Source organism: Heterorhizobium halophytocola, assembly GCF_017873095.1.
In the GTDB taxonomy this organism is placed as follows: Bacteria; Pseudomonadota; Alphaproteobacteria; order Rhizobiales; family Rhizobiaceae; genus Allorhizobium; species Allorhizobium halophytocola.
Genome location: NZ_JAGGJU010000008.1, coordinates 1 through 24606 on the forward strand (window position 1 = coordinate 1; position 24606 = coordinate 24606).

General features: G+C 63.5%; 22 protein-coding genes. 6 read left to right on the forward strand and 16 right to left on the reverse strand.

Annotated elements, in window-relative coordinates; translation table 11 throughout:
• Nucleotides 1-151 precede the first annotated feature (151 nt).
• The gene (locus J2Z17_RS14700) at nt 152-1165 is read right to left on the reverse strand and encodes a LacI family DNA-binding transcriptional regulator (protein ID WP_209946349.1); all 1014 of its coding nucleotides are present in this window, start codon (nt 1163-1165) and stop codon (nt 152-154) included.
• A gap of 283 nt (nt 1166-1448) precedes the next feature.
• On the opposite strand from J2Z17_RS14700, the gene J2Z17_RS14705 reads away from it, so the two are divergent.
• From J2Z17_RS14705 to J2Z17_RS14725, 5 genes are all read left to right on the forward strand, one after another.
• A complete protein-coding gene (locus J2Z17_RS14705; protein ID WP_209946351.1) occupies nt 1449-2495 on the forward strand; it encodes an ABC transporter substrate-binding protein in 1047 nt (348 codons plus the stop codon).
• A gap of 64 nt (nt 2496-2559) precedes the next feature.
• A complete protein-coding gene (locus J2Z17_RS14710; RefSeq protein ID WP_209946353.1) occupies nt 2560-3381 on the forward strand; it encodes an ATP-binding cassette domain-containing protein in 822 nt (273 codons plus the stop codon).
• Nucleotides 3378-4649, forward strand: a complete 1272-nt coding sequence (locus J2Z17_RS14715) for a sugar ABC transporter permease (RefSeq protein WP_209946355.1) — start codon at nt 3378-3380, stop codon at nt 4647-4649. The genes J2Z17_RS14710 and J2Z17_RS14715 overlap by 4 nt, the downstream gene beginning before the upstream one ends.
• A gap of 23 nt (nt 4650-4672) precedes the next feature.
• Entirely contained in the window at nt 4673-5401 is a 729-nt protein-coding gene (locus tag J2Z17_RS14720; protein WP_209946357.1) for an SDR family oxidoreductase, read from the forward strand.
• 61 nt (nt 5402-5462) lie between these two features.
• Complete coding sequence (locus J2Z17_RS14725) at nt 5463-7082, forward strand: FGGY-family carbohydrate kinase (RefSeq protein ID WP_209946359.1); 1620 nt, start codon at nt 5463-5465, stop codon at nt 7080-7082.
• A 19-nt stretch (nt 7083-7101) separates the two neighbouring features.
• Here J2Z17_RS14725 and J2Z17_RS14730 read toward each other — a convergent pair whose 3' ends face one another.
• The 7 genes from J2Z17_RS14730 to J2Z17_RS14760 all read right to left on the reverse strand — a co-directional run bounded on the left by J2Z17_RS14730 (nt 7102) and on the right by J2Z17_RS14760 (nt 14900).
• Nucleotides 7102-8550, reverse strand: a complete 1449-nt coding sequence (locus J2Z17_RS14730; RefSeq protein ID WP_209946361.1) for an ATP-binding protein — start codon at nt 8548-8550, stop codon at nt 7102-7104.
• Complete coding sequence (locus tag J2Z17_RS14735) at nt 8547-9269, reverse strand: response regulator (protein ID WP_209946363.1); 723 nt, start codon at nt 9267-9269, stop codon at nt 8547-8549. Before J2Z17_RS14735 ends, J2Z17_RS14730 begins: the two co-directional genes overlap by 4 nt.
• 27 nt (nt 9270-9296) lie before the next feature.
• Nucleotides 9297-9605: a hypothetical protein gene (locus J2Z17_RS14740; RefSeq protein ID WP_209946365.1), complete on the reverse strand. Its 309-nt coding sequence runs from the start codon at nt 9603-9605 to the stop codon at nt 9297-9299.
• Between the two features lie 88 nt (nt 9606-9693).
• Nucleotides 9694-10308, reverse strand: coding sequence for an Isoquinoline 1-oxidoreductase subunit (locus J2Z17_RS14745; RefSeq protein ID WP_245224127.1), 615 nt, complete (start codon nt 10306-10308; stop codon nt 9694-9696).
• Nucleotides 10309-10334: 26 nt separating this feature from the next.
• On the reverse strand, nt 10335-12509 hold the full coding sequence (locus tag J2Z17_RS14750; RefSeq protein WP_209946370.1) for a xanthine dehydrogenase family protein molybdopterin-binding subunit: 2175 nt from the start codon (nt 12507-12509) through the stop codon (nt 10335-10337).
• A gap of 1 nt (nt 12510) precedes the next feature.
• Complete coding sequence (locus J2Z17_RS14755) at nt 12511-12972, reverse strand: (2Fe-2S)-binding protein (protein WP_209946372.1); 462 nt, start codon at nt 12970-12972, stop codon at nt 12511-12513.
• A gap of 221 nt (nt 12973-13193) precedes the next feature.
• A complete protein-coding gene (locus J2Z17_RS14760) occupies nt 13194-14900 on the reverse strand; it encodes a dihydroxyacetone kinase family protein (protein WP_209946374.1) in 1707 nt (568 codons plus the stop codon).
• A 166-nt stretch (nt 14901-15066) separates the two neighbouring features.
• On the opposite strand from J2Z17_RS14760, the gene J2Z17_RS14765 reads away from it, so the two are divergent.
• A complete protein-coding gene (locus tag J2Z17_RS14765) occupies nt 15067-15297 on the forward strand; it encodes a hypothetical protein (protein ID WP_209946376.1) in 231 nt (76 codons plus the stop codon).
• Nucleotides 15298-15319: 22 nt separating this feature from the next.
• On the opposite strand, the gene J2Z17_RS14770 is transcribed toward J2Z17_RS14765, so the two are convergent.
• The 8 genes from J2Z17_RS14770 to J2Z17_RS14805 all read right to left on the reverse strand — a co-directional run bounded on the left by J2Z17_RS14770 (nt 15320) and on the right by J2Z17_RS14805 (nt 24089).
• On the reverse strand, nt 15320-17032 hold the full coding sequence (locus J2Z17_RS14770) for a glycerol-3-phosphate dehydrogenase/oxidase (RefSeq protein ID WP_209946378.1): 1713 nt from the start codon (nt 17030-17032) through the stop codon (nt 15320-15322).
• A 44-nt stretch (nt 17033-17076) separates the two neighbouring features.
• The gene (locus J2Z17_RS14775) at nt 17077-18600 is read right to left on the reverse strand and encodes an FGGY-family carbohydrate kinase (RefSeq protein WP_209946380.1); all 1524 of its coding nucleotides are present in this window, start codon (nt 18598-18600) and stop codon (nt 17077-17079) included.
• A gap of 63 nt (nt 18601-18663) precedes the next feature.
• Nucleotides 18664-19461 carry a DeoR/GlpR family DNA-binding transcription regulator gene (locus J2Z17_RS14780; RefSeq protein ID WP_209946637.1) on the reverse strand — a complete coding sequence of 266 codons (798 nt, stop codon included), beginning with the start codon at nt 19459-19461 and terminating at the stop codon, nt 18664-18666.
• Between the two features lie 153 nt (nt 19462-19614).
• On the reverse strand, nt 19615-20562 hold the full coding sequence (locus J2Z17_RS14785; protein ID WP_209946382.1) for a D-ribose ABC transporter substrate-binding protein: 948 nt from the start codon (nt 20560-20562) through the stop codon (nt 19615-19617).
• 119 nt (nt 20563-20681) lie between these two features.
• Nucleotides 20682-21719 (reverse strand): ABC transporter permease, encoded by a 1038-nt coding sequence (locus J2Z17_RS14790; RefSeq protein ID WP_209946385.1) that lies wholly within the window; start codon nt 21717-21719, stop codon nt 20682-20684.
• 23 nt (nt 21720-21742) lie between these two features.
• Nucleotides 21743-23281 carry a sugar ABC transporter ATP-binding protein gene (locus J2Z17_RS14795; protein ID WP_209946387.1) on the reverse strand — a complete coding sequence of 513 codons (1539 nt, stop codon included), beginning with the start codon at nt 23279-23281 and terminating at the stop codon, nt 21743-21745.
• The gene (locus J2Z17_RS14800; protein ID WP_209946389.1) at nt 23278-23934 is read right to left on the reverse strand and encodes a DUF2291 family protein; all 657 of its coding nucleotides are present in this window, start codon (nt 23932-23934) and stop codon (nt 23278-23280) included. The genes J2Z17_RS14795 and J2Z17_RS14800 overlap by 4 nt, the downstream gene beginning before the upstream one ends.
• Nucleotides 23931-24089 (reverse strand): hypothetical protein, encoded by a 159-nt coding sequence (locus tag J2Z17_RS14805; protein WP_209946392.1) that lies wholly within the window; start codon nt 24087-24089, stop codon nt 23931-23933. The genes J2Z17_RS14800 and J2Z17_RS14805 overlap by 4 nt, the downstream gene beginning before the upstream one ends.
• Between the last annotated feature and the right edge of the window lie 517 nt (nt 24090-24606).

Below are 24606 nucleotides of genomic sequence, written 5' to 3' on the forward strand. Positions count from 1 at the left end.
TTCAAATCCTGCCCCCGCAACCAAATCAACAAACAATTAAAAAACCACACACAAAGCTCCTCAGCACACAGCGAGGAGCTTTTTGCCGTTCCAGGCGGCGAAGACGCCCCTCCCTCAACACCGGCTTATCCTCTCGTCTGCTACGGACACGTCACCCCCCGAATATTGGCGGGATCATGTTGACGAGGGGTTTTTGCGTGTTTTCCTCCATCATGGAAAACACCGCCTCCAGCATGGCGGGGACGTCCTGGCGGACCATTTCTATGCCGTTTCCGAGCAGGGCGACGAAGGGGTCCCAGTCGAAGCAGCCGAGGAGCGGCGGCTGGAGGCGGTAGGCGTCCTGCCGGTTGATCCAGCGCATGACCCCTTCCAGCGAAATCGTCGAGTTCACGAACATCCCCTTCGGCAGGTCGCCGTCCTTGCGCCACATCTCCGTCAGTGCTGCCTCCGCCCTATCCGGCGCATAGCCGCAGGCCAGGATATGGCTTGCCTCGACGTTCAGCTCCATTTCCGCATGCGCGGCCGCAAAGCCGCGGATACGCTCGGCCGTATTGTGATCCGAGCCGCGGCCGCCGACAAAGACGAGAGGCGTCAGCCGTCCGAGCGTCGCAAGCGTGTTTTCGAGAACCCGGCGCGTCAGGTCGTGGGCGCCGGCGTAGTTGTCCGAGATGACGGAGGGCGCCTTGGTGCCGGGCAGGTCGAGATTGAGGCTCTGCACGCCGGCAGCGTGGCAGATGTCGGTGATCCGGTCGGGATCGGTCGCGCCGGTCGAAATCAGGCAATCGACCTGGTAAGACAGCATGGTCTTGGCCGCTTCCACTTCCAGTTCCGGATCGCGCCGGGTGCAGGTTATGATCGGAAAAAGCCCGCGTTCGCGCGCCATGTCCTCGAAGCGCTCGACGATCGAACCGAAATAGCGGTTGTCGTATTTGGGCACGATCATCCCGATGATTTTCGATTTCTCGCGGCGCAGCAGGCTTGCCTGCATGTTGACGGAATACCCCTGTTCCTCCGCGATTTTGCTAATCTTCTGAGCCAGTTGACTGCTGATCCGGCGCTTCTTCCAATTGCCGTTGAGCACCGCGCTGACGGCACTGGCCGAGGTGCCCGCGAGTTCCGCCAGATCGTAGATCGTCGTGCGCTTGGCCGGCTTTTGCTGATTCACTCTTGTCGCTCCGCTTTTTACCAACTTGACATCTAATCCTCTGCGTGACAATTGTTGCTACATCGATTGAGCAAAGTTGCTTCATCGATGTAGTCATGGGTTGTGGAGGCCTGTCGGGAGGTGTTGCCGACAGTTTGGCTTTGCCCAATGCGCCGACGCCAGAGGCGTCGCGTCGATAGGCGAAGGCGGGTGTGGCAACAGGCTGAGGGCGAGGTCTGGCGATCGCATGGAAGAGGACAGTCGAGCGCGGCCTGACAGAAGGTTCGCGATGGAGGAGGAAACAATGAAAATTCGCAATTTCCTGATGGCAACCGCAGCGTCGCTGGCCGGTCTTGCCGGTGTCGCGCAGGCGCAGGATGCCGCAACAGTCGCATTTCTGATGCCCGACCAGGCATCGACCCGCTACGAGCAGCACGATTTCCCCGGCTTCAAGGCCGAAATGGAGAAGCTCTGTGCCGATTGCACGGTCATCTACCAGAATGCCAATGCCGATGCCTCGCTGCAGCAACAGCAATTCAATTCCGTGATCGCCCAGGGAGCCACCGTCATCGTTCTCGATCCGGTCGATTCGTCGGCGGCCGCCGGTCTGGTCCAGATCGCCCATTCGCAGAACGTCAAGGTCATCGCCTATGATCGTCCGATTCCGGCCATGCCTGCGGATTACTATGTCTCCTTCGACAATGAGGGGATCGGCCATGCCATCGCGGTGTCGCTCGTCGAACACCTGAAGGCCGAGGGTGTTGCAGCAGGTTCCGGCGTCCTGGAAATCAACGGCTCGCCGACAGACGCCGCCGCCGGCCTGATCCGGGACGGCATTCATCGCGGCCTGAAGGATTCCGGTTACGAGACGCTGGCCGAATACGACACGCCGGAATGGGCGCCGCCGAAGGCGCAGGAATGGGCGGCCGGCCAGATCACCCGCTTCGGCGACAAGATCAAGGGCGTGGTCGCTGCCAATGACGGCACGGGCGGCGGCGCGATCGCCGCATTCAAGGCCGCCGGCGTCAAGCCGGTTCCGCCGGTGACCGGCAATGACGCCACCATCGCGGCGCTGCAGCTGATCATCGCCGGCGACCAATACAACACCATCTCCAAGCCGTCGGAGATCGTGGCGGCTGCCGCAGCCAAGGTCGCCGTGCAGCTGGCCAGGGGCGAGACGCCCGAGGCGAAGACCAAGCTCTACGAGACGCCATCGGAACTCTTCGTTCCGGCCGTTGTCACGGCCGAGAACATCAAGGCGGAAATCTTCGACAAGAAGATCCAGACGGCCGAGGAAGTGTGCACCGGCGAATATGCCGCGGCCTGCAAGACGCTTGGTATCACCGAGTAAGGGACATCCCGCATATCCGACCGGGCGGCGCCCGGTCGGACGTCCCGCAGCCTGGAGGCCTATCATGATCCGCGAAGACAACTCTCCGCCGCAAAGAGGAACCACGATCCTTCGTCTAGAGAAGGTGTCAAAGAATTTCGGCGCCGTCTCGGCGCTGACGGATATCGACCTGGAAGTCAGGGCCGGCGAGGTCGTGGCCCTGGTCGGTGACAACGGCGCGGGCAAGTCGACGCTCGTCAAGACGCTGGCCGGAGTGCACCAGCCGTCATCCGGAACGATTGAATTCTGCGGCCGGGCGGTATCGCTCGACAGCCCCAGCACCGCGCTCGAGCTCGGCATAGCCACCGTCTTTCAGGATCTCGCGCTTTGCGAAAATCTGGATGTCGTGGCCAATCTGTTCCTCGGCCACGAAATCGATCCATGGAATCTCGACGAAGTGGCGATGGAGGTTCGGGCCTGGACGCTTCTGCGCGAACTGGCGGCACGCATTCCCTCCGTCCGCGAGCCGATCGCCTCGCTGTCCGGCGGTCAGCGGCAGACGGTGGCGATCGCCAGGTCGCTGCTGCTCAATCCGAAGATCATCATGCTGGACGAGCCAACGGCAGCGCTTGGCGTGGCGCAGACGGCGGAGGTACTGAACCTGATCGAACGGGTGCGCGAGCGCGGCCTTGGCGTCATCATCATCAGCCATAACATGGAAGACGTTCGCGCCGTCGCCGACCGTATCGTGGTGCTGCGACTGGGGCGCAACAACGGTGTCTTCACACCGGAGACATCCAACCAGGAACTTGTCGCCGCGATCACCGGGGCGACGGAAAATTCCGTTTCGAGGCGCATGGACCGTCGTGCCGGCGCCACCACCGAACTTGGCGGGAGGCCCGCATGAACGACCACACGTCAAAGGAAATGCCAGCCCCGGCCCCCGCTGCCCTGGCACTCGACCGCAGCGATGAACGCGTGCACCATCAGGACAGCGTGTTCGGAATGGTCAAGGCCTTCATCGACCGCGTCCGCTCGGGCGATCTCGGCATGTTGCCGGTTGCCGTCGGCTTGGTCGTCATTTCAGTCGTGTTCAGCGTCTTGAATCCGGTCTTTCTCGCGCCGAACAACCTGGTCAACCTGTTGTTTGATTGTGCGACCGTCGGCTTTATCTCGCTCGGCGTCGTCTGCGTCCTGATGCTCGGTGAGATCGACCTGTCGATCGGCTCGATGAGCGGTCTGGCCTCTGCCATTATCGGGGTCTTCTGGGTCAATGCCGGGTGGCCGGTCATCGGCGCCATCATCGCAGCGCTCGTCGTCGGCGCGCTGGTCGGCGCGGTCTACGGCGTGCTTTACAATCGCCTGGGGATGCCGAGCTTTGTCGCCACCCTTGCCGGGCTGCTGGCCCTTCTGGGTTTGCAGCTCTACATCCTCGGCCCGACCGGCAGCATCAATCTGCCTTACGCCTCCGCCCTTGTCCGCTTTGGCCAGATCCTGGTCATGCCGGCCTGGGTGTCCTATCTGCTGGCGCTCCTGCCGGGTGCGATCATCCTGTTTGCCGGTCTGAAGGCGCGCAGCCGCCGCAGAGAGATGAACCTGTCGGCCGGGCCCTTGAGCGCGCTTGTCCTCAAGGCGGGGATCTTCACCGTTGCCCTGGAATTTGCCGCATATTATCTGAACCTCGGTCGCGGCGTTCCGTGGATGTTCGGCCTTTTCGTCGGCTTCGTGGTGATCTTGAACTATGCGCTGACGAAGACGAAATGGGGTCGCTCGATGTTTGCGGTCGGTGGCAACCGGGAGGCTGCGCGCCGCTCCGGCATCAATGTCCGCCGCATCTACATGAGCGCCTTCATCCTGTGTTCGACGCTTGCCTCGCTCGGCGGCATTCTATCGGCCTCGCGTCTTGCCTCCTCCAGCCAGCAGGCCGGCACGGGCGACGTGAACCTCAATGCCATCGCGGCGGCGGTGATCGGCGGCACCAGCCTGTTCGGCGGCCGTGGCAGTGCCTATTCGGCGCTGCTCGGGGTGATCGTCATTCAGGCGATCTCCAACGGATTGACTCTTCTGAACCTCAACTCGTCCCTGCGCTACATGATCACCGGCGCGGTCCTGGCGATCGCCGTCATCGTCGATTCGCTGGCGCGCCGTTCTCGTGTCAGCCACGGCCGCGCCTGAGCGAAAAGAAAGGAATAAAGATCATGGGTAATCTCATGGACGGCAAAGTGGCAGCAATCACGGGCGCCGCCTCGGGCATCGGTCTGGAATGCGCCAGGACACTCCTCGCCGAAGGTGGGAAGGTCGTTCTGATCGATCGCGCCAGGGACAAGCTCGAAACGCTCTGCATGGAGTTGGGCGAGCGCGCCATTCCGCTGGTGGTCGACCTTCTCGATCCCAGGGATGTCTCCGGCATCTTGCCGCGCATCCTTGAAAAGGCCGGCGGTCTCGACATCTTCCATGCCAATGCCGGCGCTTATATCGGCGGTCCGGTGGCGGAGGGAGATCCCGATGCCTGGGATCGCATGCTCAACCTCAACATCAATGCGGCGTTTCGCTCGGTGCATGCCGTGCTGCCGCACATGATCGAACAGAAGACAGGCGATATCCTGTTCACCAGCTCGATTGCCGGCGTCGTGCCGGTGATCTGGGAGCCGATCTACACGGCCTCGAAATTCGCGGTGCAGGCCTTCGTCCACACGACCCGGCGCCAGGTGGCCCAGCACGGCGTGCGCGTCGGTGCTGTCCTGCCGGGACCGGTGGTAACGGCTCTTCTGGATGACTGGCCAAAGGCCAAGATGGAGGAGGCGCTTGCCAATGGCAGTCTGATGCAGCCGAAGGAGGTTGCGGACGCGGTTCTCTTCATGCTGTCGCGTCCCCGCAATGTCACCATCCGGGATCTGGTGATCCTGCCCAACAGCGTCGATCTCTGATCGAAAGGCCTGCCGTCGAACTGCGGCAGCCTTCTGTCTTCCACGAATGCGAAAACAAGCCATGGCGAACGAAACCATCAGCAAGGGCTATGTCATCGGCGTCGATGTCGGGACGGGCAGTGCTCGGGCCGGCGTCTTCGACCTGTCCGGTGTGATGCTGGCATCCGCCAAGCGGGACATCACCCTCTACCAGGAGGCCGGCTCCATCGTCGAACAGTCGAGCGACGAGATCTGGCAGGCGGTTTGCGACTGTGTTCGCGAATGCGTCGCCAGCGCCGGCATTACCGCGCAGGAGGTTCTGGGGCTCGGCTTCGATGCGACCTGCTCCCTGGTCGTTCTTGGAGAGGAGGGCCGACCCATTGCCGTCGGGCCGTCCGACGACCCGGCACGCAACATCATCGTCTGGATGGACCACCGTGCCGTGTCCCAGGCGGAAAGGATCAACGCCGAGGGCCATGAGGTGCTGCGCTATGTCGGTGGACGGATCTCCCCCGAGATGGAAACACCGAAGCTGCTGTGGCTGAAGGAAAACCGACCGGACACCTTTGACGGCGCCTGGCAGTTCCTGGACCTTGCCGACTTCCTGACATGGCGTGCCACGGGCGATCTCTCCCGTTCGACCTGCACGGTCACCTGCAAATGGACCTATCTCGCCCATGAGGCGCGCTGGGACCCCAGCTATTTCCGGCAGATCGGTCTGGGCGTCCTGGCCGAGGAGAATTTCGAGCGCATCGGCACGTCGATCGTCGAGCCCGGTTGCGCGCTGGGCAAGGGGCTGACGGCGCAGGCGGCGCAGGCGATGGGACTGACGGTCGGCACGGCGGTCGCGAGCGGCATGATCGACGCCCATGCTGGCGGCATCGGAACCGTCGGTGGCGATGGCGCGCCGCAAAACAGTCTGGCCTATGTGTTCGGCACCTCCTCCTGCACCATGACATCGACGGCCGAACCGGTCTTTGTCCCGGGAGTCTGGGGCCCCTATTTTTCCGCGATGGTGCCGGGCATGTGGCTCAATGAAGGTGGCCAGAGCGCTGCAGGCGCGGCGATCGACCAGCTGCTCTTACTGCATCCCTTTGCCGGTGAGGCAAAGGCGATGGCCCGACAGCAGGGCAAGGCGCTGCCGGTCATGCTGGCCGATCTCGCGAGCGCGCGTTGCGCCAACCCGGCCGACGCACTGGAGCAGGTGCGGGGTATCCATGTGGTACCGGAATTCCTCGGCAACCGCGCACCCTTCGCCGACCCGCAGGCGCGCGCCGTCATCACCGGCCTCGGCATGGAGCGCGATCTCGACAGTCTTGTCCGGCTCTATCTGGCAGGGCTCTACGGCATCGGCTACGGACTTCGACAGATCATCGAAACGCAGGCCAAGGCCGGCGCGGATATCGCACAGGTGGTGGTCAGCGGCGGTGCGGGCCAGCATCCGTTCATTCGCCAGATATTGGCCGATGCCAGCGGCAAGCCGGTGGCGGCACCGGTTGCCGAAGAGCCGGTGCTCCTCGGCGCGGCAATCCTGGGCGCTGTGGCGGCCGAAGGGTTCGCCGACATGCGGGACGCGATGGCGCAGATGAGTCGCCTGGAAGCGGTATATCGCCCCGATGAACGGGTCCGGCGCGGCCACGCAGAGCGATACGCGGCCTTTCAGCGTATCCAGGCCCTCGGCAGGGAGCTTCGCGATCTTTAAAAAAGCGTGGATCGCCGGCTTAGGCCTTTCGGCTTTTCCCCGAGGCGGCAGCACTTTCGGCCGGCAGGGAGATTATCGCCCTCAGGCCCGGGTCATTGTCCTTCAGGGTGACGTCGCCTCCGTGCTGGCGGGCCACGGCGCGAACGATCGACAGTCCGAGCCCGACGCCGCCGGTGTCGCGGTTGCGGGACGCTTCCAGACGGACGAAGGGCTCGAATACGCTGGCTTTCATCTCGTCGGGAATACCCGGACCGCTGTCTTCCACCACGATATCGAGCGTGGCACCGGAATGGCGGATATAGACCTTGGCGCCACCGGCATATTTGACCGCGTTCTCGAGCAGGTTGCGGATCGCCCGGCGCAGGCCGTCCGGTCGGCATCGGTAGGTTATTTGCGGGCCCTCGGCATAGCTGACCGCCTGCCCAAGGTCCGCCAGATCGTCGCAAACGCTGCCTACCAGCGCATCGAGCTCCATCGCCCGCGTCTCCTCGCCGCTGCTTTCACCGCGCGCAAAGGAAATCGCGGCGACCGTCATCGCCTCCAGTTCGCTGATCGTCGCCAGCATCTTTTCCTGGACATCGGGATCGCTGACGAATTCGGCCCGCAGGCGCAGCGATGTAAGGGGCGTGCGCAGGTCGTGGCCGATGGCGGCGAGCATGCGCGTGCGGTCCTGGACGAAACGATGCAGCCGTTCCTGCATGCGGTTGAACGCCTCTGCCGTTCGCCGGATGTCGTCGGGACCCTTTTCCGGTAGCGGCGGCAGGTTTTCACCGCGTCCGAGAGCTTCGGCCGAAACCGCCAGTCGTCTCAGCGGTCGGGCGATCCGGGCGGCGATGAAGACACTGATCACCGCAAGGCCGATCGCGGTGATCCCGATTGATGTCAAAGGTCCGGTGCTCCACCAGGAGCCAGTGTGAGGCCGATGATAGACGGTGTTGAGCCACTGGCCGCTATCCAGTTCGATCGCGATTCCGAGGCCCTCATGTCCGTCGAAGGTCATGAAACGGGCCTGTTGCGGAAAGCTCCAGAGAAGACTCGATGGTTCAACCCATGTGCTGCCGGCTTTCGGCTCGACGGAGGTGGCGGCAGCCGCGCCGGTATGCCTATCCGGGCTCAGTCCCAATTTCTCCCTGAAGTCGACGAAGTTTGCCAGCGGTCGCTTGAGCTCGCTCGAGGCTCGCCGGCTCCAGGTGTCGAGCGGTTCGAGCCCGTCGGTGGAAATCCAGAACCGCGTATAGTTCGTTTCGCTCGCCAGAAGCGCCTGCTGGCGAAATTCCGGCGGCAGAACCTGGATCAGCCGGGTGACGGACACGGTCCGGCTGATGAACTCGCTCTTGGCCGCGGCGAGCAGCGCCTTCGATCGCTCGTCCCAGGAGATCAGGAATGTCAAAGCCTGCGCCACGACCAGGGCCATCAGCGTGAAGCCGATCAGCTGGCCGGTCAGGCTCCTCTTCCACCAATGCGTCATTCCGGGTCCACATCCATGCAAAGGCTGTATCCGCCGCCCCAATGGGTCTTGATGATCGAAGGATTTTTCGGATCATGCTCGATCTTCTTGCGCAGCCGGCTGACCTGGTTGTCGATGCTTCTGTCGAACACGTCGGCGGTTCGTCCGGCCGTCAGGCTCAGCAGCTGATCGCGGCTGAGAACCGTCCCGCGGCGTTCGACCAGCACCTTGAGCAATCGAAATTCGGCCGTGCTGAGCGAAATGCCGACGCCTTCCTCGCCCAGCAGTTCCTGTCGCGCGATGTTTAGGCGCAGATGCCCGACACGGACCGTCTTGTCGCTTGCCGCCGACTTGTGCTGGGCCGGCAGGCTGTTGACCCGGCGCAGGACGGCCCGAATGCGGGCCAGCAGTTCGCGCGGATTGAAGGGTTTGACGAGATAGTCATCGGCGCCGATTTCCAGCCCGATGATGCGGTCGGTATCTTCGGCCATGGCCGTCAGAAAGATCACCGGCACCTCGGTGGCGCTGCGAATCTGGCGGCAGACCGTCAAACCGTCTTCATGCGGCATCATGATATCCAGCACGACAAGGTCGATATCGCCACTCTCCAGGATCTTGCGAAGCGCGGCACCGCTCTCTGCCATGCTCACCTTGTAGCCGTGCTGCTGCAGGTATTGCCCGACCAGATCCCGGATGTCCTTGTGGTCGTCGACTATTGCAATGTGCGCGGAATGTTGCATCTGATATCCCCGTCAGTCCTGCCCGTTTTACAGGATCTGCGGCCCGGCAGCATGGAAAAACTGACGGTAACCGGCGCGGTACGCTTCGCCCCACGGAACGCGGACAAGGTCGGCGTGTGTTGCAGGCAGCCTGTCATGCGTCGTATCTGAGACCGACGCTGGCCCAGCGACGCGGTCGATCTCGGCTGCATCGAAGAGATAGTCCAGGATGCCGGCGGTTTCCCGGCAGGCCGCATGCGGCATGTCGGTGTGCGATCCGAGCTGGCCATCGGATTGGAGGATGTCGAACAACCGGTCCAGCACGGGGGCCGGCAGCGACGCCTTGGCGCAGCTCAAGGGATCCTCCGGGTGCGCACTTCGGTTCCCATCACGGGCAGGTTCGCTCTTGTGTCCGATGGCGTGTGGCAAAGCGGATCTTGCCTCCTCAGTTGGCCAGGGGATCGGGGCAGGCGGCACCCGATGCGATCCAGGCGCGGGTCAGTTCCCCGAACAGTTGCTGCGATCCGGGTGCCGGCATACGGCCGATGCCGGGGTTCCAGGCCCACCCGACCAGGGTGTCCTCTGCGTTATGGTGTACGAGATCCGCCATGCTCCGGCCGCCATTGCGTTCGGGATCCTTGATCTGGGCGCAAATCGCACTGAGGTCGAGCCCCTGCCAGCCCATAGATCTCGGCGCCAGATGCCAGTCTTCATGGCCGGGAATGCTGCCCTTGCCATCCGGAAAGGTGACGTTTTCCGCGCCGTGGCAGGTGGAACATTCTAGGCCCGCCACGCCGCGTCCATCCGGCCCGCGCAAGACCGGCGGTGTGTGGGCGAGCCCCTCATGCTGGGTCGGCCGATCGGTTCTCGGATGGCAGTTCATGCAGCGCGGGCTCTCGATGACCTTGCCCATTTCCGTGAAAAGGGCCTTCGAACGTGCATTGCCGTCGCCAATATCGGCAAAGGCGTCCGGTGCGCGCAATTCGACCTCGGCGGAATCCGCGACGCCGGCGATCCCGGCGAGAACCAGACCTGCCGCGACCAGTGCGGCACTTGCCATCCATGTTGTCCGTTGAAAGAAAAAACTCATAGCTGCACGCCCCGGGTGAAGGGCAGAACCCGCAGACGCTTGTCTGTCAAAGCGCGCCATGCATTTGCGACCGCCGGCGCGACAGGTGGGACGCCGGGTTCCCCGACGCCGGTCGGATCCGCCGTCGATTTTACGATCGACACTTCGATCTTCGGCATTTCAGACATGCGGATCGAGCGATAGCGGTCGAAATTGCCCTGCTGCGGCACGCCGCCTGGGCCGATCGTGATCTCGCTATACATCGCCGCGCCCAGGGCAAATCCGATGCCGCCCTCCATTTGTGCGCGGATGATGTCCGGGTTGATGGCGACACCGCAATCGACCGCGCACCAGATCCTGTGCACTTTCGGCAAGCCGTCGTCTCCGCGCGACACTTCCGCGATTTCCGCCACATAGCTTCGGAAACATTTGACCACCGCGACGCCGAGCGCCCGGCCAGAATTGCCTTTCGTGCCCGACCAGTTGGCCATGTCGGCGACCCGTTCGAGCACGCCGCGCAGGCGCGCATCCTCGTCGCCGATCAGCGCCAGCCTGCCGTTGACGGGATCCTTGCCCCCGAGCACCAGCAGCTCGTCGAGAAAGGTCTCGACCGAATAGCAGGTGTGGCTGCTGCCGACGGAACGCCAGAAATTGCCGGTCACGCCGTTTTCCATCAGATGCAAGCCGACATGGAGGTTGGGGATGTCGTAGACCATCCCGCGCGCGCCCTCCACGGCGGAGCCGTCGATGCCGTTTCGAACCGCGCCGCCGAAGGCGGTTCCCTTCAGAAAGGACTGGATGGCGATCACCTGATCCCAGGCGACGATATCGCCGTTTTCGTCGACCCCGCCCCGCAGGCGGTGCACCGACATCGGACGGTAGCGGCCGCCGCGAATGTCGTTTTCACGGCTCCAGAGATGCTTCACCGGCCCCTTGCCCCAGTCTCTTGCAATCGTCGCGACCTCGGCGGCAAATTCGGCGTCGGGTGTTCCCAGACGACCAAAGCTGCCGCCGGCAAACATGGTATGGATCTTCACCTGCTCGGGTGCCATCGACAGGGTCGTTTCGATCTCCTTCTTGTCGCGCGTGACAAGCTGGCTGCCCATCCAGAACTCGGCGCTGTCGGGACCGACTTCGGCCACGGCGCCCAGGGGCTCCATCGTCGCATGCGCCAGGAACGGAAAATGGTATTCGGCCTCGATGCTGCGGGCGGCGCCGTCGAGGGCTGCTGCGCCCGTTCCGCGGGTCTCTGCGTCGGCGCCAGGGTCGCGGGCGGCGCTGGCATAGGCACGGTACATCTCTTCGCTCGAGCGCCGTTCCGCATCCTTCATGTCCCATTCGACGATCAGTGCCGCCAGACCACGCTGGGCGGCGAACCGCGAATTGGCGATCACCGCGATACCCTGCGGAACCTGCATCACCTTCAGGACGCCCGGAATGGCTTCGGACCGTGTCGCGTCGATCCGCTTCACGGTGGCGCCGAACGCAGGAGGGTGCAGGATCGCGCTTTGCACGAGGCCCGGTCGCTGAACATCGATCGAATAGCTGGCCTTGCCCGTCGACTTCGCAGTGGTGTCGATCTTTGGAAGTTCCGAGCCGATCAGAGTGAAGGTGGCGGGATCCTTGAGGATCGGGTCGCGCGGGATTTCGATCAGGGCTGCCGCCCCGGCAAAGGCCCCGAAACCGGAGGTTCGACCGCTGGCGGCATGGGCGATCGTGCCGCGGTTGACGGTGATGTCGGCTGCCGGAACATGCCAGGCACGGGCCGCAGCCTCGACGAGCATGGCGCGCGCCGCAGCCCCCGCTTTACGCATCTGGTAATAGCTGTTGGCCATTCCCGACGAGCCGCCGGTGCCCTGCTGGCCCATGTTCAGGTTCGCATAAAGAGTGACATCGGCCGGCGCGCTTTCGACCCGCATCTGGCTCCAGTCCGCATCGAGTTCCTCGGCGGCGAGCGTGGCAAGGCCGGTGAAGGTCCCCTGGCCGAATTCGATATGCTTGGAAATCACCGTGACGATGTCGTCTTCACCGATCCGCAGAAAGGCATTGGGCATAGCCGGCACCTCGCGCATCTCTTCCGGCCTGAGGCGTCGGATCTCCTGGGCACGCGCCAGGGTGGGGAGAAACATCGAAATCACCAGGCCACCGGCGGCGCGGGCGATAAACGAGCGGCGGGTTGTCGCAAGACGCATCTCAGGCCCTCATCTTTGCTGCGGCCTGATGGATGGCCTTGCGGATGCGCACATAAGTGGCGCAGCGGCATATGTTTCCGGCCATGGCTCGATCTATGTCGGTGTCCGTCGGCTGAGGCTGGATGGCCAGCAGGCCGATGGCGGACATCACCTGGCCGGACTGGCAGTAGCCACATTGGGGCACGTTGATCTCGGTCCATGAATCCTGAACCGCGGCCGCAAGCGGACCATCAAGGCCCTCGATGGTCGTCACCGACCGGTTCTCGACACTCGAGACCGGGGCGATGCAGGAGCGCCTGTTCTTGCCGTCGACATGCACCGTGCATGCGCCGCATTGGGCGACGCCGCAGCCGAACTTTGTGCCGGTCAGGCCGAACGTGTCCCTGACGACCCACAGCAGCGGCGTGTCCGGATCGCCGTCATAGCGCACCGGACTGCCATTCAGATGAAAGACGACCGCCATTCTTCAACTCCCCGTCATCGCGCAGACCGAGCCGCCCATCAGCATGGCCGGCCATATTCAGATCTGTTGATAGACGGGGTTTGTCGCAGAGATATCCCAGCGCCGGGGAAAATTGTAATAATTTGTCGCAGCGCGAGGTGCGCGCCTTGCCAATGACTGCCCGCGCCCGCCGCTGCTTTTAAAAAGCAGGCGATGCGGAGCGGTTGACGGTTAACGCGATGCTAGCCGTCGAGCCGCTTTCCGATCGTCTGCGCGACCAGCGCCAGGGACGTTGCGCCCGGATCCGGGTGGCCGATGCTGCGTTGGGCGAGGGGACGGGCCCGGCCGAGCCTGGGTGCCAGGGGCGCTGTCGCTTCGGCCGCCTTGTGGCTGGCGGCCGCTGCCGCATTCCAGGCCGCGGGCAGGGATTGTTGCGCGGCAATCGCCCCTTCAAGGGTTTCGACGAAGGGCAGGAAGGCGTCGACAAGGGTCTTGTCGCCGGGCCTGGCGCCACCGAGACGCATGACGTCGTCGAGTGCCGCGCGGGCGCCTCTGGCGACAGCATGGCTGTCGATGCCGGTATCGTCGGAAAGCCATCGGCTCCAGGAGCGCAGCAGCAGGCCCCAGATCGCCCCGGAGGTGCCGCCGGCGCGGTCTGCCCAGGCGTCACCTGCAACCGCCAGCGCCGTCGCGGCACCCGCGCCCCCTTGAACCGCGAGATCGATGGCCGTCCGGGCGGCATTGACGCCGCGGCGCATGCCCTGTCCGTGATCGCCGTCGCCGGCAAGCGCGTCCATGGCACCCAGCGCGGATTCGGCATCGCCCAGTGCCTGTGCGATGGCCTCGAACAGCCCGGCAAGGCAGGCCGCATCCTTTCGCGAGACTGCGGATGCCGGCGGATAGTCGATCGCCTCGTCGTGCTGGCCGGCAACGCTTGGGGCCGCCGTTGTGGCGATGATGTCGCCCCGTCGGAAGGCCGGTGTGTCGCAGGGCGCAAGCCAGTAGCGCTCCAGCTCGTCATCCAGCCAGGTGAGCGTGAGGGAGCAGCCTTGCATGTCGAGGCTGGTCACCAGTTCGCCGACCTCGGCGCCGATCATCTCGATACCCTCGGCCCGAAGCTTCGTCTCGATGGCATCCCACAGGACGAACAGCTCCTCGTATTTCGTCGCGCCGAGACCGTTGAGCAGCACCGCCGCCCGCGTTCTGTTCTCCGGCTTCTCGCGCAGCAATGTGTCGACAAGCAGGGTTGCGAGCTCCGTGGCCGTTGCCAGATCACGCTCCTCGATGCCGGGCTCTCCATGGATGCCGAGACCAAGGGCCATTCGGCCCTTCGGCACGGTAAAGAGCGGTTCGCCGGCACCGGGCAGGGTGCAGCCGCCGAATGCCACGCCGAAAGAGCGCGTGCTGTCATTGGCATGGCGGGCAATGCGCTCCACCGCGTCCAGTGCGAGGCCGGCCTCGGCCGCCGCGCCGGCAATCTTGAAGACCGGGAAATCGCCGGCGATGCCGCGGCGTTTTTCGTGCTGATCTGCGGGTGCGCTCGCGACATCGTCCGTCACCTCGACGATCCTGACGTCGATCCCTTCGGCGCGCAGCCGCTCTGCCGCCACGCCGAAATTCAGCACGTCGCCTGCATAGTTGCCGAAGCCGAGCAGGATACCGCCGCCATGGCTGGCCCTTCGGCAGACGCGGGCAATGCCGGCTGTGGAGGGCGAGGCGAAGATCTCGCCGGCCACCGCAGCGTCGGCAAGGCCGGGGCCGACATAGCCGGCAAAGGCCGGGTAGTGACCGGAGCCGCCGCCGACGATGACCGAGACCTTGCCGTCGGGAACCTGCGTTGCGCGCACCACGCCGCCGGCGACCAGATGGACATAGCGGCCATAGGCCTTTGAAAAGCCTGCCAGTGCCGCGCTTGCGAAGCTCTCCGCATCATCCAGGATTTTTGTCATGCGTCGTCTCCCTTGCAGACTTTCCGCGGCAACCTCCGCCGCTCTGTCTCCTGCCAGATGGCGCGGGGCGACCCGATATCGAGCCCCGCCCGGTCTGTTCCCGCCGCCAGACTAGCGCCGCGCCCCACGCCCGGCAAATGTGATTTCACGACGCAAATGTGTTGCATTGAGAACGGAAATTGTGAGTTTGTGGCTGGCGTTTTGTGTCGAGCGAAACGCGGTCGGAATGCGATCTGCGCAAATAAACGAAGCCGGCCATCACCGCGCGACGAGACCGTTTCGCCAGCGTTTGCAGGCGTTCGGCATCACCGGGCAGGCCGGCAAGATCAAGCTGCTGACAGCGGTCGCGGGGGCCGAATGCTACCGGACCGGCAGTCTGGATCCGGTCGTCGCCTGACATCGGTTTTAAGGCTCTGGCGTTACAATCGGACACCGTGCATGCCTTCCAGACGGTGCTTCGTGGATGCGATTTCGGTGGCACGCCGCGTCTCGCTCCAGCCGAGCGCAGCAGCGGCAACGGTCGCGATGTCCTCCAGCGCCGCGCCGGTCAGCAAGCCCTCTATCGCCAGCGATGTTCGCCGCATCACGATGTCGGAAAGATGGGATACCCGCTCGCTGCGGCAGATCCAGTCGATTTCCGCGCGCCGATAACCGGGAATGTCGACAATAACACCGTCCGACACTGCGCCATCGGCATTGTCGATATGGGCAATGAGGCGATCCGCCGTCGTGCCGTAGCGGGCGAGCATCCGGTCGAGCTCCACGGCGGAGAGCCCGCCTGTTAGCTGCCGCGCCGAGATCCAGCCCTGTCGTGCCTGCGGGGTGGTTGGAAAATCGCGTCCGCCGCCGATAGCCGACATCGTCGTGTCGATATGTCTCTCACGGCCGAGGCGCCTAAGGAGCGTGTCGGCCACTTCCGCTGCAAAGCCGCGGAAGGTCGTCCATTTGCCGCCGATCAGGGACAGGATCGGGAAAGGCCGACGGTCATTCGGCTGAAGAACGGGGGCGGAATGGTCGCGGCTGATCAGGCCCGGCTGGCTGGCATCGGAGGCCGGCAGGGGGCGCACGCCGCTATAGGTATAGATGATCTGGTTCCGATCGAAGCGCAGGCGGGGCAGAAGCGATCGGAGGCTGGCGATGAAATAGTCGATTTCGTCGTCTTCGCAGGAGACGCTATCCGGATCATCGGACTTGATGTCCGTCGAGCCGACCAGCGCCTTGCCGAGATGGTCGTAGACGAGACAGATACGGCCGTCGTCGGCTTCGAAATAGATCATCCGGCCCTGCAGGCTTTCGATCAGTTGCGGGTGGTCGAGCAGGATATGCGAGCCCTTGGTTCCGCCGATCATCCGCGTTGTCTCGCCAAGCGCGCCGTTGACCCGGTCGATCCACGGGCCGGCCGCATTGACCACGATTGTCGGCTTCGCCCGGATCGTCCTGTTGCGCTCGTCCTTGAAGGTGAGCGTGTCGCCCACGCATTCCGTCAGTTCGGTATAATTGAAAGCCGCCGATTGCGGGTTTGCCTGAAGTCCGTCGGTGATCAGTTCCAGCACCAGCCGTTCCGGTCGGCTGATCCGGGCGTCATAATAGAGGCCGCCGGCAACGATCCGTGGCGTGATCTCGGGCATTTCCTTCAGCGCCGCCTTGCGGAAGAAGAAGCGATGCTTCGGCATCACCCGGTGGCGGGCGCCGTAGATGTCGTAAAGCGCAAGCCCGATCTTGATCAGCAGCGCGCCGCGGCTGCGCGGTGCCGTGGTCGAGCCGGCCAGTGTCCGCAGCGCTGCAAACGCGCCTTTCATCAGCGAGAAAGAGGGGATGAAGGTCGCCAGCGGCTCGACGCAATGCGGGGCGTTGCGCAGCAGCAGATTACGTTCCAGCGTCGATTGCGCCACGAGGCCGAGTTCGCCGGTTTCCAGATATTTGATGCCTCCATGGATCAGTCGGGAAGGGGCCGCACTGGTACCCGATCCGAAATCGGCCTTGTCGACGATAAGGCAGCGGACGCCCTGCAGGCAGAGATCGCGAAAGAGCCCGGCGCCATTTACGCCGGCGCCAATGATCACCACGTCATAGTCGGTAATCCCGCCTTCCGCCGTGCTTTCCTCGGTTGCCACCGGGACACCTTCGCTCATGCCAGTCATTCCTCAGATCGTTGGGCCCTCAACCGCCCGGGCCTTCAAGGGGTGGACGCGCCGAGCCTCTGGAGCTTCGGCCAGACAGGCTTCATCGCCTCGGCCAGTTCGACGAATAGGGCGTATCTCTCGTTGAACATCCGGTGCCGCTGCGGGTCTGGCTCGAAACGCGTCTCGATCGCCGCGAGCGCGCGCGGATCGTCGGTCGGGCTCTTGAAATGCCCGGTCGCGGCCCCGGCGCAGAGTGCGGCACCCCAGGCGGCGGCCTCTTCCGTCCGGGTGGCGGCGACAGGGATGCCGAGGATATCGGCAAACAGGCCGGCCATGGCGGGATTGCGCGATATGCCGCCGGTCAGGCGTGCCGTCTTCGATCCGAACCCGTCGCGCAGCGCGTCGACATGGATGCGATGGTTGAAGGCGATGCCTTCGAGGATCGCGCGTACCGCGTCTCCCCTGTCATGCCAGGCGTTGAGGCCGAAAAGGCCGGCGCTGGAGGCGCCGCCAAAGGGCGAGCCGAAGAGATAGGGGTGGAAGAACACGCTGGAGGGGCGTGACGCCGCAGCGTCGAACTCCCGGGCGAGAAGGGCATGAATGCTCTCCCCGGCCTCGGCGGCGATCGCGCTGTCGGTCGAACAGAAGGCTTCGATGAACCAGTCGTAATTGGCCGTCGATGCCGGGGACATCGACATGTTGTTCCACTCTCCGGGCCGGATGCCGTTGCGGCAGAGCCAGCGGGCGTCGGGCTTCGGCGCGCTGGACACGGTCTCGTTGATCGAATAGGTGCCCGCGACGATCGCGATCGTGTCGGCGCGGTAGCCGCCGATGCCGAGCGCCGAGGCGGTGACGTCGTGCAGTCCGGCTGCAACCGCCGTGCCCTCGACCAGGCCGGTGCGACGCGCCGTCTGCGCGCAGATGCCACCGATGATGTCTGCCGAACCTGCGATCTCCGGCCGCTTGTCCGCCAAGGCCTCAAGCCCGAACAGCTGCAGTGCCCGGTCCGAATAAAGCTGCGTCCCGACATCGGTAAACGAGGTGCTCGCCTCGGTTCTGTCGGTACCGATGGTGCCGGTCAGGCAAAACCGCAACCAGTCCTTGGCAGCGATGAAATGACCGATGGCGCCGTAGCGCTCGGGCTGATTGTCCCTGATCCAGGCAAGCAGCGCCGAAGGGGCCGAGGCATGCGGCATCTGGCCGGTCAAATGCAGGGCCTCCTTGCCGATGTCGCCGGCATTCCATGCGTCGGCGATATCGGCGGCGCGGGTATCGAGCGACAGCAGGGCAGGGCCGAGTGGGCGGGTCTGGCGATCGAGCAGATAGATGCCGTCGCCATGGGCAGTCGCCGCGACCGAGACGATGTCGGACGCCGGACGGCCAAGTCCTGCAATGGCCTCGCCGATCGCGTCGGCCGTGGCATCCCAGAGGGCTTCCATGTCGCGTTCGACATGACGTGGCTTCGGGATAAGCTGCGGCACCCTGCGCCGGGCAATCGACAGCGGCCGTCCGTCGAGGTCGAAGATCACCGCCTTGGTAACGGTCAGGCCGCTGTCGATCCCGAGAATGCTGGGCATGGGCGCCCCTCCTGCGATGGCCGCGAGTGTTTGGTGTTGCGGACGGATGAATGTCCGGCGCGGTCAGCCGGCCTTCTTGCCGCCCGCCACGACGACATTGATCCCGGCCGAGCGCATCCTCGTCAGGTGTGTGATGGGGATGTCTTCATCGACGATGACGACATCGAATTCATCGAGATCGGCGAAGCGGTGCAGCGCCCGCCGTTCGAACTTGGTGTGATCGCAAAGAAGAATGCGCTTGGCCGCGCATTCGAACATCGCCCGTTTTGTCTCCACCGTCTCGGGCGACTGGTGGAAGACGATATCGTCGACGATGGCCGACATCGACAGGAACACCGTATCGGCGCGAAGCCTGCGGATCTCGCTGACGGTGATATGCCCCATGAAGGCGTTGCACCAGTTGACATACTGGCCGCCGAGACCGATCAGGGTGATGTCGCGGATCTCCCTCAGCTCGTTGATCAGCGTCACCGAATTGGTGATGGCCGTCAGCGGCACCTTGGCCGGCAGCAGCGCGGTCATCTGCTGGACCGTGGTCGAATCGTCCAGAAGAATGGCCTGGCCCGGCTCGACGAAATTGATGGCGGTCTCGGCGATCGAGCGCTTTTCACTCGCCTGCCGGGTCGCCCGGTAGGCGTCGCTGGATTCGATCAGGCTGGTGGGGGCGGCCGTCACGATGCCGCGGGTCTTGCGAATGATGCCGCGACCGACCAGATCGTCGACGTCGCGGTGGGCCGTCATCAGGCTGATGCCAAAGCGTTCGGTCAGATCCTCGATGCGGATAGAGCCCTCGGAAATCACCGTCTCGGCGATCATCTGCCGCCTGACGAGCTGCCTGGCATGCCGGCTGTCGCTCGGCATCTCGTCCGACAGCATGTCCTTGACATCGACTTTTCTGGTCACGTCCGCCTCTTCCAACACTTTGCCCCTTTACGCTTCGTATCCGGTAACATGTTGCAAATCAAAGGTCGGACGACAGGAGGCACGAGCGCCGTGCCTCCTGTCTGGATGGCGTTACTCGCTCAGAACGAAGGGAGCGGTATACTTGTCGACATTGTCCTTGGTGATCAGCAGGCAATCGAAGAGCTGCTTTTCGGTGTCGACGCCGGTCTTGCCGGTCTTGATGAAGCTGTCGGCCTGCTTGACCGCAGCTTCGGAGAATACGGCAACCGGCTGCAGCACGGTATACTGCAACTCGCCCGACTTGACCGCGGCAACCGCATCCGGCGAACCGTCGAAACCACCGACCTTCACCTTGTCGAGCTTGCCGGCTTCCTTCAGCGCGGCGATCGCACCGAGCGCCATTTCGTCGTTGCCGCTGATGACGCCGATGATGTCGGGATGGGCCTGCAGCATCGACTGCATCTTGTCGTGGCCCTGGGTGCGATCCCAGTTGGCGACTTCCTTGGCGACCTTGTTGAGGTCCGGATACTGGGTCAGCACCGTCTCGTAGCCGTTCGAACGCGTGGCGGCATTGTTGTCGGAGGGGGCGCCGAACAGTTCGGCGTAATTGCCTTCTTCACCGACATCTTCCACCCACTGCTGCGCACCGATGGCGGCGCCCTGGGCGTTGTTGGACACGAGCTGCGCCTTGGCAAGGCCTTCCTGGTTGATCTCGGCATTGACGAGGAAGACCGGGATGCCGGCGGCGACGGCCTTCTTCACCGCGCCGACCGAACCGTCGGCATTGGCCGGATCGAGAATGATGGCGGCCGACTTGTTGGTGATCGCCGTGTCGATCAGGTTGCTCTCGGTATTCGTGTCGCCCTTGTGGGCGCTGACGGTGGCCTTGTAGCCGAGTTTTTCGGCGGCCTTCTTGGCGACTTCGCCCTCGGTGTACCAGTAGGGGTTGGACGGATCGTTGACGATGATCGTCATCATATCCTGTGCCCATGCCGCACTGGTCATCAACGGGGCGACCGCCAGGGCGGCCAATAATACGCGCTTGCCTTTTTTGAACATGTTCTCACTCCCTTTCATTGAGCTGAGGTTCCGCCGGTAACCGGCAACACTTTCCGCGATCGAACCTGATGTCTCGCTCCTCGCTCCCCGCGGTCAGATTGGTGGGCGCGCCGCAATCGTCAGCGACGGGCGTATTTGATGCTGTTCAGGAGAACGGCAAGGACAATGACGGCACCAGTAAACACGGTCTGCCAGTAGGCCGACACCCCGATGATGACGAGGCCATCCGACAGGAAGCCGATGACGAAGGCGCCGAGCAGCGTGCCGATCACGGTGCCGCGTCCGCCGGTCAGCGCCGCACCGCCGATGACGACGGCGGCAATCGCCGTCAGCTCATAGGAGGTGCCGGCGGTTGGACCGGCGGACGTCAGCTGGGAGGACAACACGAGACCTGCCACCGCGGCGCAGATGCCGGACAGCATGTAGACGGAGACTTTCACGCGGGTGACGGGAACGCCCGACAGTTCCGCGGCACGCTCATTGCCGCCGGAAGAATAGAGCCAGCGGCCAAAGGCGGTGCGCGACAGGATGATGCCGCAGATGATGGCAAAGATCGCCAGGACCAGCACGCCGATCGGCACGCCGCCGAGCCGGTTGAAGCCGAGCCAGTCGAAGCCGGTATTGCCGAGTTCGGGACGGCCGCCGAGATTGTTGTAGGTGAGGCCGTTGGTCATCAGCAGCGCGACGCCGCGGGCGACGTAAAGGACGCCGAGTGTCGCGACGAAGGCCGGGACCCTCAGATAGGCGATCAACAGCCCGTTGACGGCACCCACCACCGCGCCGAGAAGGCAGGTGAGAATAACGACGACCCAAACAGGGGGGTAGAGGACGACGCCGAACTGTTCGAGCGTGATGCCCTGCATCAGGAAACCGGCGACCACGCCGGCAAGCCCGAGCGTCGAGCCGACGGAAAGGTCGATGCCGCCATTCAGGACCACCAGCAGCATGCCGATCGCCAGCAGGCCGAAAATGGCCACATGCGAGGACATGATCAGGAAATTGCCGAGGCTGAAATAGTTCGGCGACATGATCGAGAAGACGACGATGATCGCGATCAGGGCGAAGAAGGCGCGGCCTTCGAACAGCAGTTCGATCAGGCTTTTCTTGCGCTTCGCCGCAGGGGCCGCTTTGGTGGTGTCCATGGTGGTGACTGACATTGCGCAGCGCTCCTTGATCCTGGCTAGTGGGCGACCACAGCCTCTCCCGAGGCAGCCATGATTTGTTCCTTGGTGACATCCGGGCCGAACTCGGCGGAGATCCGTCCCCGGTGCATGACGACGATGCGGTGCGCAATGCTGAGGCATTCGCCGACTTCGGATGTCGTGTAGATGACGGCCAGTCCCTGCCTTGCGCGTTCGGCAAGCAACTTGAAGACCTCGGCCTTGGCGCCGATATCGATGCCGCGGCTCGGTTCGTCGAGCAGGATGACTTCCGGATTGGTGGCGAGCATCTTGCCGATCACCACCTTCTGCTGGTTGCCGCCCGACAGCGAACCGATCGGCGCCTCGCCGCCATCGGTCTTGATATGGACCTTGGCGATGGCGTCCGAGACGAGGCTTGCTTCCCGGGCAAAGGAGGTGAGCATGCCGCGGGTAAAGCTGCCGATGCTGGCAAGCGAAAGATTGCGCCCGACGGTCATGGTCTGCACCAGCCCGTCGCGCTGGCGGTCTTCGGGCACCAGGACCAGCCCCTTGCCGATGCAGTCCGCGATGGAGCGGCCGGACACATCCTCGCCCCGGAGGCTGACGCTGCCGGCCGAGGGGGGTAGACGGCCTGCCACGCATTCCAGGAGCTCGGTGCGTCCGGCGCCCATCAATCCGTAGATGCAGACGATCTCGCCTTCACGCACGCTGAGCGAGAGATCATCGACTACGGAAAAGTCTCCGGAGGGTCCCCGGACTGTCAGGCCATCGATCGCAAGGGCTACCGGCCCGAATTCATAGCCGTCCGGCGGCGAGCCCAGATCGAAGTTCTCGCCCACCATGTTGCGGACGATCCATTCGAGATCGATATCGGCGCGCGGCGCATAGGCGGTCATGGCGCCATCACGCAGCACCACGGCATGATTGGTGATCTGCAGGGCTTCTTCCAGATGGTGCGAGATATAGACGATCGAGACGCCGCGGCCGGTCAGGTCGCGGATCACCTTGAACAGCACATCGACCTCCGAGGCGCTGAGCGCCGAGGTCGGTTCGTCCATGATCAGGATGCGGGAATTGACCGAAAGTGCCCGGGCGATCTCGACGATCTGCTGCTGGCCGAGGCGAAGATCCTCGACCGGCGTCAGTGGGTCGATCTGCTCTTCCAGTTCCTCCATCAGCAGCCGGGTCTGGCGTTCTTCCTCGGCGAAGTCGACGCCGGTGGCGGTCATGATCTCGCGGCCCATGAAGATATTGTCGCGAACATTCATGTTGGGCGCCAGGCTGAGTTCCTGGTGGATGATCGAGATGCCGAGTTCGCGCGCTTCCGTCGAGGAATTGAAGGTGACGGGCTTGCCGTCGAGCACGATCTCGCCCGAGGTCGGCTTTACCACGCCCGACAGGATCTTCATCAGGGTCGACTTGCCGGCACCGTTTTCGCCGAACAGCGTCGTCACCTGACCCTGGTGAATGTCGAAATTCACGCCTTTGAGGGCCTGGATATTGCCGTAGGACTTGGCGATGTTGTGGGCCGCAAGGACCACGTCGCCGGTTGTGCTGGACGTGCTGGCAATGCTCATTTGACGTCTAGCCTCACCGGGGTGACGATCCAGTTCTTGGTGCTGACCAGGCGAAAGACGCCGACCACCGAGACCGTCTTGCCGGTCAGTTTTTCCGGGTCGATATCGGCAAGCACCGTCTTCTTGACCTGGTTGTTGATGGCCGAGCCGGCATTCTGATACTCGATCTGGTTGGTGAACTGGCCGAAGGTGATGTCGCCGGTCGCATCGCGCAGATCGGTGCCGTTGAGGGCCGGACCGGTCTGGATGCGGACCTTCACGCCATCCGGCATGCCGTCGATGTCGACCATGTTGTAGTTCGACTTGCGCTCGCCGACGACGCCGGTGAAGGACACGGGGATGATCGGCCCGATGGAGGCAGCCACGCCGTATTTCTCGCCGGCTGCCTTCTTGTCGGCTGCAATCGCCTTGGCCACTTCGACCGCATCGACGGCCCGGGTCTCGACGCTCTTTTGAATGATCGGGAACTGTTCCTCCCCGAAGGCGTCCGGCTGGAATTTCTGTTCGCGCACATCGTGCTCGGAGCCGATGACGACCACCTTGGTATCGAATGCCATGGCCGCGAGGACGACGACCGCTGCCGCGCCAAGGACCCAACGGCGCGTGTGGGTGGGGGTCGACGGGCGACGGGCTGCGCTGTCGGTCACGGTCATTGTTGGCCTCGCATCGTCATGACGAAATACTGGAGAGCGGCAAGCGCTGCCGCGTGGCGGGGGCCGCGCACGGTCATGCCGTGATCGTCCTGCACAGGCAGGGCGTGCCACCGGGCGCAGGGCGTGATCAGGTCGATTGGAAGCGCGTCGCTCATGAATTCCTCCCGTCAAATGTCGATTCGGCAGTCTCCTCCAGCCGTTTCGACATCACGACAGGACGGCGATCTGCATCCGTGTCGTGGTAGTTGATGAGAAAGATATGTTAACTTAACGCAGTCGTCAACGGAGCGATGGCGGTTTTTCGCGGGGTAGATCCCGCCAGCAGGGGCGGTTGTATCAGGTGAGCTTTCGGGATCAGACTTTCTTTCGCGTCTGCGAAAATGCAAAGGCAAGAAATTTTGCGGCGCAAAAATAATTGTCTGCCGAGGGTCAATATATTGAATATTAATTGTTATTGCCCTTTTGTCACCAGCTGATTTCCGTACCATGGCCGGCTAACCCATGTGTTTTGACGGGTCTGGGGTTTAGGTAAACGACGGCGGGTCAGACCTGGATCAGATCCCGCCCGGATTGAAAAATAATTCATCGAGGGAAAAAAATATCGAGACATACGATATTATTATGTTAAGATCGCGCCAAAGGTCTTAATAGGTTTGCGCCAGGCATGGAGGA